The following is a 14,638-nucleotide window of genomic DNA, read 5'->3' as shown; positions in this document are numbered from 1 at the left end:
CGCCCGCAAGGACACCGCATGCCTTCTGCCGTGCGCTTCGGCGTCAACTACACCCCGAGCGAAGGGTGGTTCCATCACTGGCTCGACTTCGATCTGGACTCCGTACGAGCGGACCTCGACTCCATCGCGGCACTGGGCCTGGACCACATCCGGGTCTTCCCGCTGTGGCCGTACTTCCAGCCCAACCGCACCCTGATCCGCCCCCGCGCCGTCGAACAGCTCCGCGCGCTCGTCGACGCCGCAGGCGAACGCGGGCTCGACGTCAACGTGGACGGCCTGCAAGGGCACTTGAGCAGCTTCGACCACCTCCCGGCCTGGACCCGCACCTGGCACCGGCGCAACCTCTTCACCGACCCGGACGTCCTCCAGGGGCAGGCCGCCTACCTGCGCACACTCGCCGCCGCGCTCGCCGACCGCCCCAACTTCCTCGGTATGACCCTCGGCAACGAGGTCAACCAGTTCTCCGCCGGGCCGCACCCGGACCCCGACCGGGCGTCGAGCACCGAGATCGACACCTGGCTGGACCGGATGCTGGCCGCCTGCGCGCAGGGCGCGCCCGGCCGGCTGCATCTGCACGCCGAGTACGACGCGACCTGGTACCAGGACGACATGCCGTTCACCCCGGCGCAGGCCGCGCGGCGCGGCGCGGTCACGGCCGTGCACTCCTGGGTCTTCAACGGTACCGCCCAGCGCCACGGCCGCGCCTCCGTCCCGGCCGAGCACCACGCCGCCTACCTCGTCGAGCTGAGCAAGGCCTGGGCCGAGGACCCGCACCGGCCCGTCTGGCTCCAGGAGGTCGGCGCGCCCGCCCCCCTCGTCCCGGCCGAACACGCCGCCGCCTTCACCGAGGCGACCGTACGCAACGTCCTTGACTGCCCCGACCTGTGGGGCATCACCTGGTGGTGCTCCCACGACGTGTCCCGGCGGCTCGCCGACTTTCCGGAACTGGAGTACGGGCTGGGCCTGCTGACCAACGACCGCCGCCCGAAGGACACGGCCCTCGTCCTGGCGCGCGCGGCGGCCGAGCCGTCACGCGCCGTCCCCGCGACCCGGACCACAGCGCTCGTCGTCCCCGCCGACCCGTCGCTCCGCTCGGTCTGCGCCCCCGGCGGAGCCGTCTACGACGCCTTCTTCCGGCTGACGGCCGACGGCGCCCGCCCCACCACGGTCCTCGGCACCCACGCCGACGACCGGGACCGGCTGGCCCGGCGCGGCATCACCGAGGTCGTCACACCCGAACAGGTTCTCCCCACCCCACAAGGAGGCACCCGCTCGTGAAACCCACCCGACGCACCGTCCTGCTCGCCGCCGGCGCGGCGGCCGCCCTGCTGCCCACCCGGACCGCTGCCGCGGCACCCGAGCGGGCCGCCGCGGCACCCGCGCCCCACGCCGCCTACTGGTACCCGGACTCCCTGCCCTCCGGCACCCCCGGCACCGGCATCACCTGGCGCAGCCTGAAGAGCTGGACCGCAGCGGACGACACCGACCTCGCCTTCAACGCGGCGTCCGTGCCGCTCGCGCCCCGCTTCACCCCGGCCCCGGCGAACACCACCGCCCGCGCGGGCCAGGCCCGCATCCAGTCCCTGGTCTCCTTCGGACCCACCTCCGCGAACCCCTCCCAGGGCTCCGCCACCGCCGACTACTACGCCTTCACCCACTGGGCCTACGTCGACGAGCTGGTGTTCTGGGGCGGTTCGGCGGGCGAGGGCCTGATCCTCGCCCCGAACGCGCCGATCGTCGACGCGGCCCACCGCCACGGTGTGCCCGTCCTCGGCAACATCTTCCTGCCGCCCGTCGCCTACGGCGGACAACTCCAGTGGACCCGCGACCTGGTCCAGAGGGACGCCGGCGGCCGCTTCCCGCTCGCCGCGCAGCTCGTCCGGGTCGCCGCCGCGTACGGCTTCGACGGCTGGTTCGTCAACGCCGAGACCAGCGGCGGGAACACCGCTCTCGGCACCGCCATGCGGGACTTCCTGACCGAGCTGAAGGCGCTCGCCGCGGCCCAGGGGCAACGGGTGACCTGGTACGACTCGATGACCGTGAACGGCACGGTGAGCTGGCAGGGCGCCCTCAACTCCCAGAACGAGGCGTTCTTCCGGACGGCCGACGACATGTTCGTGGACTTCCGCTGGTCGGCCGCCACGCTCGCCTCCTCCGGGACCCGGGCGGAGTCGCTCGGCCGCAGCCGCTACGCGCTGTGGGCCGGTGTGGACGTCGAGGCGAACGGCTGGAACCGGTCCGTGAACTGGGACGCGATCGTGCCCACGAACAAGCCCCACGTCGTGTCCCTCGGCTTCTACCGGCCCGAGTGGACCCGCAACCACCTGCCCGCCGGCGGCAGGGCGCCCGGCGACTTCCACGCGGCCGACGACCGGTTCTGGACCGGCCGCTCGCTCGACCCGTCCCGGCCGGACGGCACGGACACCTGGCGGGCGCCCGCCGTGTCGGTGGCGGACCGGTCCACGGTGGACGCTCTACCGTTCGCCAGCGTGTTCAACACCGGGCACGGGCTGCGCTGGTACGAGGACGGGACGGTCACCTCCGGCACGCCGTGGAGCCATCTCGGACTCCAGGACCGGCTGCCGTCCCGGCAGTGGACGGTGCGCACCGAGGGGGAGCGGCCGGCCGTCGCCTTCGACTTCGCCGACGCGTGGCGCGGCGGCAGCAGCCTGCTCGTCACGGGCGCCCTGGACGAGCCGACCGTCGTGGACCTCTACGCGACCCGGCTGCCGCTCACCGAGACCACCGTCGTCGAGCTGACCCACCGGACCGACGCCGGAGCGGTGACCGTCGAGCTGGCCGTCGCCACCGCGGACCCGGACACGCCGGGCGCGACACCGCCGTACACCTGGCTGCCGCTGGAGTCCGGCGACGGCTGGCGGACCTCGGCCGTGGCGCTCCGAGGCCTCTCCGGATCCGTCCACGCGATCGGGGTCCGGCTCACCGCGACCGAGGGCCCGGTGCGGTGGCGGCTCGGCGGGATCGCCGTCCGCGACGAACCCCGGACGCCCGCCGCCCCCACCGGCCTGCGGATCACCGGGGCGGCCGGCGGCGATCTGCGCCTCGCCTGGGACGCCGCCGCCGACGACGTCCGCCAGTACACACTGCACCGCGTCCTGTCCGACGGCAGCCGCCGCTTCCTCGGCGGCACCTGCCAGGCGGCCTTCTTCCTCGCGGGGCTCGCACCGGAGCAGGACGAGCGGACGGCACGGTTCGAACTGCGCGCCGTAGGGGAGCTGTACACAGCGTCGGACCCCGTCACCGTGACCCACACCTGGTAACCGCCCCCCAGCCTTGGAGCACTCCGCATGCATGACGACCGCAACCTGGTCGAAGCCCGTCTCAAGCGCGTCCTCGACGAACGCGTCCGTCCCGCCGTGTACCCCGAGTCCGTCCCGCTGGACGTGGCCGTGTGGCACGCGCCCGGCGAACCGGTGCCGGTCGCCGAGGGGCTCGCGGCCGAGCCCGAGCCGATCGAGGCGGGCGCCCGGTGGGGTGCTCCCTGGGGGACCAGCTGGTTCCGCGTCGCCGGGACGGTGCCCGCGCACTGGGCCGGCCGGACCGTCGAGGCACTGCTCGACCTCGGCTTCGACGAGAACATGCCCGGCTTCCAGTGCGAAGGCCTCGTCTACCGGCCCGACGGCACCCCGGTGAAAGGCCTCAACCCGCGCAACCAGTGGGTCCGCGTCGCCGCGCCCGCCGTGGGCGGCGAGGAGGTACGCCTGCACATCGAGGCCGCCTCCAACCCCGTGATCCTCGACTACCACCCCTTCCTGCCCACGCCCCTGGGCGACAGGGAGACGGCCGGGAGCGAACCGCAGTACACCCTCGCACGAATGGACCTGGCCGTCTTCGACGAGACGGTGTGGCAGCTGGTCCTGGACCTGGAGGTGCTCGGCGAGCTGATGGCCGAACTTCCGGTGGAGTCCGCGCGCCGCTGGGACATCCTGCGGGCGGTGGAGCGGTCCCTCGACGCGATCGACCTCCAGGACGTGAACGGCACGGCGGAGCGGGCCCGTTCACGGCTCGCCGGTGTCCTCGCCGCGCCCGCCGTCCCCTCCGCGCACCGCATCAGCGCCGTCGGCCACGCCCACATCGACTCGGCCTGGCTGTGGCCGCTGCGGGAGACGGTCCGCAAGGTGGCCCGGACCACCTCCAACATGACCGCGCTCCTCGACGACGAACCCGACTTCGTCTTCGCCATGTCGCAGGCCCAGCAGTGGGCCTGGGTGAAGGAGCACCGGCCCGAGGTGTGGGCACGGGTCAAGAAGGCGGTGGCGGAGGGGCGGTTCGTCCCGGCGGGCGGCATGTGGGTGGAGTCGGACACCAACATGCCGGGCTCGGAGGCGATGGCCCGTCAGTTCGTGCACGGCAAACGGTTCTTCCTCGACGAGTTCGGCATCGAGAACGACGAGGCCTGGCTGCCCGACACCTTCGGTTTCGCCGCGGGCCTGCCGCAGATCATCAGGGCGGCCGGCACCAGGTACCTGCTGACCCAGAAGATCTCCTGGTCGCAGACGAACAACTTCCCCCACCACACCTTCCGTTGGGAAGGCATCGACGGCACCCGGATCTTCACGCACTTCCCGCCGGTCGACACCTACAACTGCTCCATGAAGGGCTCCGAGATCGCCCACGCCGCCCGCAACTTCAAGGACAAGGGCCTCGCCCGCCACTCCCTCGCCCCCACCGGCTGGGGCGACGGCGGAGGCGGCACGACCCGCGAGATGGTCGCGAAGGCGGCCCGGCTGCGCGACCTCGAAGGCTCCGCGACCGTGACCTGGGAGACCCCGTCCGCCTTCTTCGCCAAGGCACGGGCCGAACACCCCGAACCCCCGGTCTGGGTCGGCGAGCTGTACCTCGAACTCCACCGCGCCACCCTGACCAGCCAGGCCGGCACCAAACAGGGCAACCGCCGCAGCGAACACCTGCTGCGCGAGGCCGAACTGTGGGCCGCCACCGCCGCCGTGCGCACCGGATTCCCCTACCCCTACGAGGAGTTGGACCGGATCTGGAAGACGGTGCTGCTCCACCAGTTCCACGACATCCTGCCCGGCTCCTCCATCGCCTGGGTGCACCGCGAGGCCCGGGCCACCTACGCCCGGCTGGCCGAGGAACTCACCGCGATCATCGAGGCGGCCCAGCGCGCCCTGGCCGGCGAGGGCACCACCCCGCTCGTCTTCAACGCGGCCCCGCACGCGCGTGACGGCGTCCCGGCGGGCGGCGCGAACACCCCCGTCACGCACGGCGGTACGACCCTCACCGCTCGCCCGGAGGGCGGACACCTCCTGGACAACGGGCTGCTGCGCGTCGCGATCGACGCCGGCGGACTCGTCGTCTCGGCCTACGACATCGAGGCGGATCGCGAGACCGTCGCTCCCGGCCGGGCCGCCAACCTCCTCCAGCTCCACCCCGACTTCCCGAACATGTGGGACGCCTGGGACGTCGACGAGTTCTACCGCAACACCGTCACCGACCTCACCGACGCCGAGGAGGTCACCGCCGGCGAGGACGGCAGGTCGGTGCGGATCGTACGGTCCTTCGGCGCGTCCCGGGCCATCCAGGTGCTGTCGCTGCCGCCGGGGGAGCGGCGGCTGGTGATCGACACGGAGGTCGACTGGCACGAGACGGAGAAGTTCCTCAAACTCGCCTTCCCCCTCGACGTGCACGCCGAACGGTACGCGTCCGAGACCCAGTTCGGGCACTTCCACCGGCCCACCCACACCAACACCAGCTGGGAGGCGGCACGCTTCGAGGCCTGCAACCACCGGTTCGTGCACCTGGAGGAGCCGGGGTGGGGCGTCGGGGTCGTCAACGACTCGACGTACGGCCATGACGTGACCCGCACGGTCCGCGACGCGCCCGGGGACGACGGCGGGACCACCACGACGCTCCGGGTCTCCCTCCTGCGTGCCCCGCGCTTCCCCGACCCCGAGACGGACCAGGGCGTCCACCGCTTCCGGCATGCCCTGGTGCCGGGGGCGACGATCGGTGACACGGTGCGCGAGGGATGGCGGATCAACCTCCCCGCGCGCACGGTGCACGGCGCCCGGGACGTCGCCCCGCTGGTCCGCGTCGACCGGGACCAGGTGGTGGTGACAGCCGTCAAACTCGCCGACGACGGCAGCGGCGACGTGGTGGTGCGCTTCCACGAGGCCCATGGCGGGCGCACGCTGGCCACGCTCACCACGGGCTTCGACCTCGCCGGCGCCACCGCCACCGACCTGCTGGAACGCCCCCTGGCCGACGTCGTGGCACCGCGGGTCGAGGGGGACCGGATCACCGTGCGCCTGCGCCCGTTCGAACTCGTGACGCTGAGGTTGCGACGGGGGTGACGGCAGGCGCCGGTGAGGCGCGGTTCGCCGGGGTGGCGGTCAGTTGTTCGAGCCCACGACGTTGTTGTGGGCGGCGTTGAACACGTCGTCACCGGCGAACTGGCCCCAGTCGCCGAAGACGATGGTGACCGTGGGGGCTTCGGAGTCGTCCGCGGTCACCTCGGCACACGCGGTGCCGCCGGCGACGAGGACGAGGGCGCAGGCGGCGAGGGCGGCGAGCCCGGAGCGAACAGAGCGCATGGTGAGGCACCTTTCGGCGAGAGAGGATTTCGGCAATAACGGTTTCGGCGAGAACGGACGAACCGCGCCCGAACCTAGGCGCGAGAGGGCGCTCTGTCCGCGTGCCGGTCCGCGCCGGCGCGAGTCCCATCCGAATGGCCGATCACGGCGTCGGCGGTCCTGCCCGGCCCTGCCCGGTCCCACCCTCCGGCGTCCCTGGAGGGGCCACGGCCGGGGCCGCCCCTACACGGCCGGGGCGGCTGCCTCGAGTTCCGCGATGCTGCCCGACATGATCGTCCGTACCCGCTCGGTGATGTGCTCCACGGGCCAGTCCCACCAGGCCACGGCCAGCAGCCGCGCGATGTCCCGGTCGTCGTAGCGGGTGCGGACGAGGCGGGCCGGGTTGCCCGCGACGATGCCGTAGTCCGGTACGTCGCGCGTGACGACGGCGCCGGTGCCGATGATCGCACCGTGGCCGATGCGCACGCCGGGCATGACGGTCGTGACCATGATCGCGGCACTACGGCGTCCAGAACACCGGTTTCCGGCCCGCGCGAACGCGTGTCCCCCGTCGGTCGGCCCGAGGGGCGCCGGGCTTCCTGGGGATCGGGGTGACCCTAGGCCGGGCCCGTACCACCAGCCGATCCCTCCGGTGCGACACCGGGGAGTTCGGCTGAGCGGCCCGCCCGCCGGGGTCGGTCAGCCGACCGGAGCCTTCGACGCTCCGTCGAACGGCCGGTGTCGGTTCCCCGATCCGTCGGCCCGTCAGAGGCGGGTGGCCCGCAGGAGCTGGATCCGCCAGCGGGCGACGCCGTGCTCCGGCCGGTTCCTCACGCGGGTGGTGAGGCCGTCCGTGAACCGCTGTGCCACGTCCGGGCCGACGGCCGCCGGCCCGGCGAACAGCGAGGGGCCGAAGGCGGCCATGAACGAGGCCGTCACCTCGCTCGCGTACGCGTCGAGGTCGCCGTCGGCGTCGTACCGGACCCACATCGGGTCGTCCAGCACCACGAACTCCCGCTCCTCCAGCCGGAAGCGGTCCCGGAACGGGCCGGAGACCACCGGGTCGACGAACTCCGCCGTCGTCCTGTTCCACGTCGGCACGGTCATCACTGCCAGCTGCTCGCGGGTCAGCGCTCCCCGGGCCACCAGATCGTCCAGCTCGTCCACCGCCAGGTCGAAGAGGCCCTCGGCGCCGCTGAGTCCGTCGTCCGTGGCGGCGCCGCCGACCACGACCAGCTGGCCGCCGGGCGCGAGTTCGGCGGCCCGGTGGCCGAGGAAGGCCGCCCAGTCCTCGGCCGACTGCCGGCGCAGTCCGGTCCGGGCCGCGCCCGTCGCCCGCGAGCCGTAGATGTGGCCGTCGATCGGCAGGGGGACGCGGGAGAGCCAGTGCACGGCGATCGAGCACCACGCCAGGTGCAGTTCGCCGGGCGGGAACAGCGGCTCGTAGAAGGAGCGTGCCTGGGCGCAGCCGAAGACATCCGGGGTCCGGGTGTACGAGGACGGGCCGGCCAGGGTGGCGAAGAGCGCGCCGAAGTCGTTCGCGGGGATGTCGGTGTGGGTGACCCAGACGGGGGTGCCGGGGCGGCGGGCGCGCACGCCCGCGACGGTGCGTGCCATCGGCTCCATCGCGTTGGTCCCGGAGGCGCAGCCGAGGTCCGCGACCCGGAAGGCGTGCCCGTCGGCGGGGACGGGGACGGCTTCCAGAGCCCGGTCGAGCATGCCGCCGGCGGCCCGAAGCCCGGCGTGCTGGGCCGCGGAGTGCCGGCCGTAGCCGCTCCCCATCGCCCCGGATCCGGTTGGGCTCATACGGCACACCTCCTGTACGCGGGGGGCCTGTCACGCTAGCCCGCGAGGCCCGTGACCCGGTGTTGACACGCTTTCGGCCGGGCCGCCGGAGCCCCCGACCGGCGGCGGAGCGCCCTGCCGACCCGTCGGGTCTCGGACAGGCCGGATGCCGGAACACGGCCGGCGGGCGGCCGGGGCTGCGGCAGGACCATGTCCCCTGTCAAGATCCCCGTTCGCGCCGTGGTTGCGGGAGGTCCCGGCCAACCTCCCCGGCTGCCCGTGGTGGAACGTGTCACCACGGCTTAGGGTACGCATTCCCGAATCCCTTCCTTATGCCTTCCACTTGGCTGGAATATCTGTGGAACGCCCGCCGGGATCATGATGTGCTGACGGCGCATATTCGGTTTTCCGTGGAGGAGGTGAATTCCGGTGAACGAGTACGAGATGACTGAGTACGAGGCTCCCCAGATTGAGCCGATGGGCGACTTCAGTGAGCTGACCATGTGGTACGGCTGGGCGAGCGCCGACGGTGAGGGCGACGCCATCATCTGACGTGTCATAGGGAAATCCGGTCGGGGAGGAGAGAATGTGGGCGCTTCATGGTTCGTGACTTTCTCCGGAAAATTCACGGATACGCTTCCTGATTCATTTGGCCGAGCCGACCGGATTTCCACACTCGCCGACGCGTCGGGGCATTCCTGGATTGTCGCCGACACGACGCACTTCCGGCTGGTCGCCGCCGACGCGGGCGTCCGGCGACTCGCGCTGTTCGGCGAGACGGACGCCGGCCCCACCCGGCTGGCGGACCTCCTGCGGCGGCACGGCGACCCGCAGAGCCTCATGGAGGCCGCGCATCGCCTGCCCGGCAGCTTCCACATCGTGCACACCGACGGACGGACCACCCACGTCCAGGGCACCGCCTCCGGCCTGCGCCAGGTGTTCCACGCCCGCCGGCCCGACGGCGGGCACGCCGCCTCCGACTCCCCGGAGCTGCTGGCGTCACTGTGCGGGGCGGCACCCCGGACGGAGACGGTCGCCTGGGAACTGATGCAGCCGACCCTGGACTACGGCCTGACCGACGCGACCTGCTGGACGGGCGTACGGCGGCTGCCGGCGGACCAGCGGCTGCGGATGCGGGCCGACCGGATGGACACGGTCACCTGGTGGCACCCGCCGGCGGCCGAACTCTCCCTCGCCGAGGGCGCGCCACGGCTGAGGACGGCGCTCGACGCCGCCGTCGGGGTACGCGCCGCCACGGCACGGGGCCGTCTGTCCGCGGATCTCTCGGGCGGCATGGACTCCACCTCGCTGTGCCATCTGCTGGCCGGCCACGGGGCCGACTTCCGGGCGTTCGTCGAACAGACCGTGGACCCCAACCACGACGACGCCCTCTGGGCCGCCCGGGCGGCGCGCGAGATCGGCTGCGACCTGACCGTCTTCGGGCCGGACGACATCCCGGGCCCGTACGACGGCCTCTGCGACCCGGCCGGCGTCCTCGACCGGTCGGTCCCGCACGGCCTGTCCACCCCGTACACCCTCGTCCGCAACCGCACCCGCAGGGCCGCCCTGGCGCGGGAGTTCGCCGCGAGCGGATCCTCCGTGCACCTGGCCGGTTTCGGGGGCGACGAGCTGTTCACCGTCGCACCGGCCTACTTCAGCGACCTCTACGGCACCGCCCCCCTCAGGGCGCTGCGGGAGATCCGCCCCCTGGCCCGGCTGCGGCGCTGGCCGACGCGATCGGTGCTGCGCGAACTGTCCGGCCGGCAGACCTACGGCCAGTGGATCGAACGCCAGCTGCGGACGGTGCACCTGCCCCGGCCGGACACCACGCGGCCCACCGTGCACTGGGGGCCCGAGTGGCACATACCCGCCTGGGCGACACCGAGGACGGCCGAAGCGGTCCGTTCCCTGGTCGGCGAGGGCCCCGGAACCGGCCGTCCCCAGGCACCGCAGCGGTCCGTCCATCTCAGCCTGGTGGGCCAGCGCACCGGCGGCCACCGGCTGGCCCCGCTGCGCGAGCTGATGCAGCGGGAGGGCGTCCTGCTGTCGCTGCCGTTCATGGACGACGCCGTACTGGAAGCCGCCCTGTCCGTGTCCCGCGCCGAGAGCCGGCCCGGCCTGAGCTACAAGCCGGCCCTGAAGGCCGCCATGCAGCTCGACGGGCCCAAGGCGGTGCTCTCCCGCTCGACGAAGGGCGAGTTCAGCATGTCGGTGCACCACGGGATCGCCCGCAACCGCCGTCACCTCCTCGCCCTCTTCGAGGACTCGCTGCTCGCGCGGCACGGGCTCGTCGACCCGGGGCGTCTGCGGTCGAGCATCCGCGACAGCATGCGTCCCCAGGCCGAGACCGCGGCCCTGGAACTGACCGTGGGCGCCGAGGTGTGGCTGCGCACCGCGCTGCCCGCACCTGCCGCTCGACCCGCGGGCGCACGACCCGCGGCCGCACGCCCCCCGGGCGCCCGAGACCAGCCCGCGTGAAGCCGACCACCGACCTCCCGAACGGAAAGCCGACCCGCCCGTGCTGAAGCCCTCACCCCATGTCGTCCTGACCAAGAGCCAGGATGCCGCCGTGCTGCTCGACAAGCGGTCCGGCAGCTACTACCGCCTCAACCCCCTGGCCGTCGCCGTCTACGAAGGCCTGGCCGCCGGCACCTCGCAGGAGGCCGTCGTCGAGGAACTCCAGGCCCGCTTCCCCGACGCCCGCGAGCGCATCGAGGGTGACGTCGCCCGGCTGATCGCCTCGCTGCGCTCCGCCCGCCTCCTGGCGGACGCATGACCCTGCCGATGACCCTGGAACCCCGCTCGCCCCTCCCCGTCCACCGGCGGGTCGCCCCCCTGGCCGCGGTGGGCGTGAGCAGGCTTCTCATCGCCTGCTGCACCCCGTACCGGCTGGAGAAGGTCCTGCGGCGGCTCAGCCGCCGGGCCGCGCCCGCCTCCTACGACGAGGCGCTGCGCGCCCGCAGGGACGTGGTCGCGGTCAGCGGACGCTGCGCCGGCCAGTACTGCCTGGACCGGTCGGTCGCCGCGGCGGTCCTCGCCCGGTTCCGCGGGCGCTGGCCCACCTGGGTGTCCGGCGTCAGCCTGATCCCCTTCGCCGCCCACGCGTGGATCGAGGCGGACGGCCGCCCCGTCGGGGAGACGCTGAAGCTCGACGGCTTCCAGAAGAACATCGTGGTCGCCGGCCCCCGCCCGGCACCCGCGCCCGAGAAGGCGGAGGAATGAGCATGGACGTCGCCGCGGTGACACGGGAGATCGCACGGCGAGGACACGCCCTGATCCCCTCCTTCGTGACCGGCGAGGAGCTGAAACGGGCCACCGCGGGCATCGAGGAGTACTTCCCCGACCCGGAGACCACGGCCGACGGCACCCTCGACGTCGGGGCCTTCAAGCACGCCGTCCCCTTCCCCTTCGCCGCCAACGCCCTGAACCGGCTGGTGCTGGACCCGCGGGTCGTCGAGGTCGCCGAACGGCTGCTGGGCACCCGGGACATCCTGCTGACCAGCTCGTTCGTCCAGGCCAAGTACGGCACGGCGTACGGGGACACGAAGGACCAGGCGCTCCACAACGACACCTGGGCCGTCAACAGCCTGCTGCCGCCCCGTACCGACGGCGTCTACCAGCGGCTCTTCGGCATCGTCTACCTGACCGACGTGACCGTGGACACCGCCCCCACCTATGTGGCGGGGCGCGCCGGTGACCTCGGCGTGCCCCTGATCACCGCGGACCGGAAGGCCACGTACGGCAAGGACGCCTACCCGGACCTGTACGCACGCGAGCGTCCCGTCGAGGCGCCGAAGGGCTCCCTGCTGCTGTTCACCGGCGACCTCGTGCACCGGGGTTCGGCCTACCGGGGCCGGCACGGCCGCCGGCTCGCCGTGTTCTTCAACCTGCACTCCGCCGCCGCCCGCTGGACCGGCAAGCACCTGTGGGCGATGCTGCCCGCCTCGCCGGGCTGGCCGGACTTCTGCGACCTCATGGCCGAACTGTCCCCGGGGCAGCGCCAGTTGCTGGGATTCCCGGTACCGGGCGACCCGTACTGGACCGCCGACACCCTCGGCCGTCTCGCCGACCTGTACCCGGGCATCGACACGGCCCCCTACACCGCGGCCCTGCGGGAGCGCGGATGACCGCCACCGCGCGGACCCCGGCGGACGGCCGCCCGCCGACGGGGCCGGACGGCTACGCCGGCCAGGCGCTGCGCGGCCTGACGTACCTGGGGCGGCTCTTCGACCTCGGCCCCCGCTTCCCCGGCGCGGCCCGGGAGGCGGTCGAGACGCTCTTCGCCGGCTGGGGGCATCGCACGTCACGGGAGATCGACGAGCCCCGGGCGGCCCGCGGCCAGGCGCCCTTCGAGTTCTCCCTCGTGCTGCACGAGCCCGACCCCGAGGTGAGGATCTTCCTGCGGCCGCTCGCCTCTGAGGGGCCGACCACCGCCGCCGACAGCTGGGAACAGGGCTGGCGGGCCCTGCGCGCACTCGAGGAACAGGGTGCCGCGACCCTGACGCGCGCGGACGGCCTGCGCGACCTGTTCCGCCCGCGCAGCGACAGGGCGGCGTTCGGACTGTGCATCGCGGCGACCGTCCGGCCGACGGGAATCACGGGCGTCAAGGCGTACTTCGACACCATGGCCGCCGGCGTCGACGACAACCGGCGGATCGTGGGCGAGGCCATGGAGCGCCTCGGACACGGCACGGCATGGCACTGGCTGCGGGACAACGACCCGGCCGGCGTCGCGCATCTGATCCCGGCGTTCCTCGCGCTCGACCTCGCCGACTCACCGCAGGCGCGGATCAAGTTCTACACGACGGTGCAGGAGCGCTCCGGTGCGGAGGTCGGCAGCCGTCTGGACAGGCTCTCGCCCACGGCCCGCCGGACCGCCGCCGCTCTGCTCGACTCCCTGTCGGCCGACGGCCCCGCCGCGCTGACGGCACCCGGAACCCGCCCGACCCTGTGCTGGAACCTCACGGACGACGGACGCGAGCGCCCCGACGACGCGACGCTCTACCTGCCCTTCCACCGTTACACGCCCGCCGGCGACGAGGCCCTGGAGCGGCTGCGGACGTACGTGCCCCCCGCGCACCTGCGCCGACTGGCCGCGTTCCTGACGCACAGCGCCCCCGACGACGCGCCCGGACCGGCACCGAACCCGTTCCACTGGGCGGCGACGAAACTCCACCGCCCCGCCCCGGCCCCGCTGACCCTCTACGCGCCGGCGGCCGTGGTGGACCGCGCGAGCCGTGCCGTGGGCTGAGCCCCGGCCGGCGCACGCCGACGCATCGCCAGCACCACGCGCACCGCGCCCGACCACACCAGGGCGGACCCGCACAGGTGCAGGACCACCGCCACCGACGGCAGAGCCGTCAGCGACTGGAACACCCCGACCGCCCCCTGCCCGAGGAAGACGGCGAGGAACACCCCCGTACGCCTGCGCGCCACGGACCCGGCCGGCAGCGCGGCGAACAGCACACCGCCCAGGACGAGACACACCCCCGCGACGACACCGTGCACGACGGTGACGCCCACCCAGTCGAACGGCATCCGGTGCACATCGGAACTGTCGCCCGCGTGCGGCCCGGACCCGGTCACCGCCGTACCCAGCACCAGCAGCACGGCCGTGCAGCCCAGCAGATACCGGCCCAGCGCCGCACAACGCGCCGACACCTCGGTCGGCCCGGGCGCGTCGGCCTCGGCCCTCTCCACCCGCTCCCAGGTGACCAGCGCCGTCGTCAGCAGCAGGGTCGCCGCCAGGAAGTGCGCGGCCACGACGTACGGGCTCAGCCGCGTCCACACCGTGATCCCGCCGACGACGGCGTTGAGGACGATGACCCAGAACTGCGCCCATGCCCCGCGCAGCACCGCGGGGGAGGGGTCGCGCTGCAACCGGGCGGCGACGATCAGCCAGCCGACCACCGCGCACAGCGCCCCGGTCAGCAGCCTGTTGCCGAACTCGATCGCCCCGTGCAGCCCCATCTCGGCCGTGGGCGCGAGACTCTCCCCGGTGCACGAGGGCCACTCGGGGCATCCCAGCCCGGAGCCGGTGACCCGCACCACCCCACCGGTGACGATGATCGCGACGGCGGCGACCACCGACGCCACCGCGGCAGCACGCACGCTGCGCGGCGACCATGTGTACCGACGGGCTAACCAGGAGAGCGGTGTCCCCACGATGACTCCTCGCTGAACGATCTGCGGGTCCGGCCACTCACCCTAGCCCCGGCGGAAAACCCGAAGGACCACCCCCCGCGCGGGGGGACGGTTCACGCCGGCCGGTGCCCCGGGGCCGGGCATCGGCGCGGTGC

At 73.3% G+C, this 14,638-nt stretch carries 12 protein-coding genes and 1 pseudogene; 9 read left to right on the top strand and 4 right to left on the bottom strand.

Going from position 1 to position 14,638, the window contains the following annotated elements:
• Positions 1-18: 18 nt before the first annotated feature.
• From IE275_RS10885 to IE275_RS10875, 3 genes are read left to right on the top strand one after another with little or no spacing between them, the layout of a single operon-like run.
• Entirely contained in the window at positions 19-1,278 is a 1,260-nt protein-coding gene (locus IE275_RS10885) for a glycoside hydrolase 5 family protein (protein WP_229870197.1), read from the top strand.
• Positions 1,275-3,281, top strand: coding sequence for an endo-beta-N-acetylglucosaminidase (locus tag IE275_RS10880; protein WP_189710251.1), 2,007 nt, complete (start codon positions 1,275-1,277; stop codon positions 3,279-3,281). The genes IE275_RS10885 and IE275_RS10880 overlap by 4 nt, the downstream gene beginning before the upstream one ends.
• Before the next feature lie 27 nt (positions 3,282-3,308).
• On the top strand, positions 3,309-6,335 hold the full coding sequence (locus IE275_RS10875; RefSeq protein ID WP_189710249.1) for an alpha-mannosidase: 3,027 nt from the start codon (positions 3,309-3,311) through the stop codon (positions 6,333-6,335).
• Positions 6,336-6,374: 39 nt separating this feature from the next.
• Here the strand turns inward: IE275_RS10875 and IE275_RS10870 are convergent, their stop codons facing one another.
• The 3 genes and pseudogenes from IE275_RS10870 to IE275_RS10860 all read right to left on the bottom strand — a co-directional run bounded on the left by IE275_RS10870 (position 6,375) and on the right by IE275_RS10860 (position 8,360).
• Positions 6,375-6,575 carry a hypothetical protein gene (locus IE275_RS10870; RefSeq protein WP_189710247.1) on the bottom strand — a complete coding sequence of 67 codons (201 nt, stop codon included), beginning with the start codon at positions 6,573-6,575 and terminating at the stop codon, positions 6,375-6,377.
• 222 nt (positions 6,576-6,797) lie between these two features.
• Positions 6,798-7,058 (bottom strand): annotated as a pseudogene (locus IE275_RS10865) (LbetaH domain-containing protein); the annotation flags it as partial.
• 261 nt (positions 7,059-7,319) lie between these two features.
• Positions 7,320-8,360, bottom strand: a complete 1,041-nt coding sequence (locus IE275_RS10860; protein WP_189710246.1) for a class I SAM-dependent methyltransferase — start codon at positions 8,358-8,360, stop codon at positions 7,320-7,322.
• 423 nt (positions 8,361-8,783) lie between these two features.
• Here IE275_RS10860 and IE275_RS10855 point away from each other — a divergent pair, with 423 nt between their 5' ends.
• The 6 genes from IE275_RS10855 to IE275_RS10830 are packed head-to-tail and all read left to right on the top strand — an operon-like array spanning position 8,784 to position 13,590.
• On the top strand, positions 8,784-8,891 hold the full coding sequence (locus IE275_RS10855; RefSeq protein WP_189710244.1) for a lasso RiPP family leader peptide-containing protein: 108 nt from the start codon (positions 8,784-8,786) through the stop codon (positions 8,889-8,891).
• A 54-nt stretch (positions 8,892-8,945) separates the two neighbouring features.
• Positions 8,946-10,817 carry an asparagine synthase-related protein gene (locus tag IE275_RS10850; protein ID WP_229870196.1) on the top strand — a complete coding sequence of 624 codons (1,872 nt, stop codon included), beginning with the start codon at positions 8,946-8,948 and terminating at the stop codon, positions 10,815-10,817.
• 40 nt (positions 10,818-10,857) lie between these two features.
• Positions 10,858-11,115, top strand: coding sequence for a lasso peptide biosynthesis PqqD family chaperone (locus IE275_RS10845; RefSeq protein ID WP_189710240.1), 258 nt, complete (start codon positions 10,858-10,860; stop codon positions 11,113-11,115).
• Complete coding sequence (locus tag IE275_RS10840; protein WP_189710238.1) at positions 11,112-11,561, top strand: lasso peptide biosynthesis B2 protein; 450 nt, start codon at positions 11,112-11,114, stop codon at positions 11,559-11,561. The genes IE275_RS10845 and IE275_RS10840 overlap by 4 nt, the downstream gene beginning before the upstream one ends.
• 2 nt (positions 11,562-11,563) lie before the next feature.
• Positions 11,564-12,466: a phytanoyl-CoA dioxygenase family protein gene (locus tag IE275_RS10835; RefSeq protein ID WP_189710236.1), complete on the top strand. Its 903-nt coding sequence runs from the start codon at positions 11,564-11,566 to the stop codon at positions 12,464-12,466.
• Positions 12,463-13,590, top strand: a complete 1,128-nt coding sequence (locus tag IE275_RS10830) for a tryptophan dimethylallyltransferase family protein (protein ID WP_189710234.1) — start codon at positions 12,463-12,465, stop codon at positions 13,588-13,590. Before IE275_RS10835 ends, IE275_RS10830 begins: the two co-directional genes overlap by 4 nt.
• Here IE275_RS10830 and IE275_RS10825 read toward each other — a convergent pair.
• Positions 13,542-14,450 carry a COX15/CtaA family protein gene (locus tag IE275_RS10825; RefSeq protein ID WP_229870195.1) on the bottom strand — a complete coding sequence of 303 codons (909 nt, stop codon included), beginning with the start codon at positions 14,448-14,450 and terminating at the stop codon, positions 13,542-13,544. The two genes, IE275_RS10830 and IE275_RS10825, sit on opposite strands and share 49 nt — an antisense overlap.
• Positions 14,451-14,638: the final 188 nt, after the last annotated feature.

The sequence above is a fragment of the Streptomyces phaeofaciens genome, from assembly GCF_014648915.1.
Lineage (GTDB): Bacteria > Actinomycetota > Actinomycetes > Streptomycetales > Streptomycetaceae > Streptomyces > Streptomyces phaeofaciens.
This window is presented reverse-complemented; position numbering and strand designations above follow the sequence as displayed.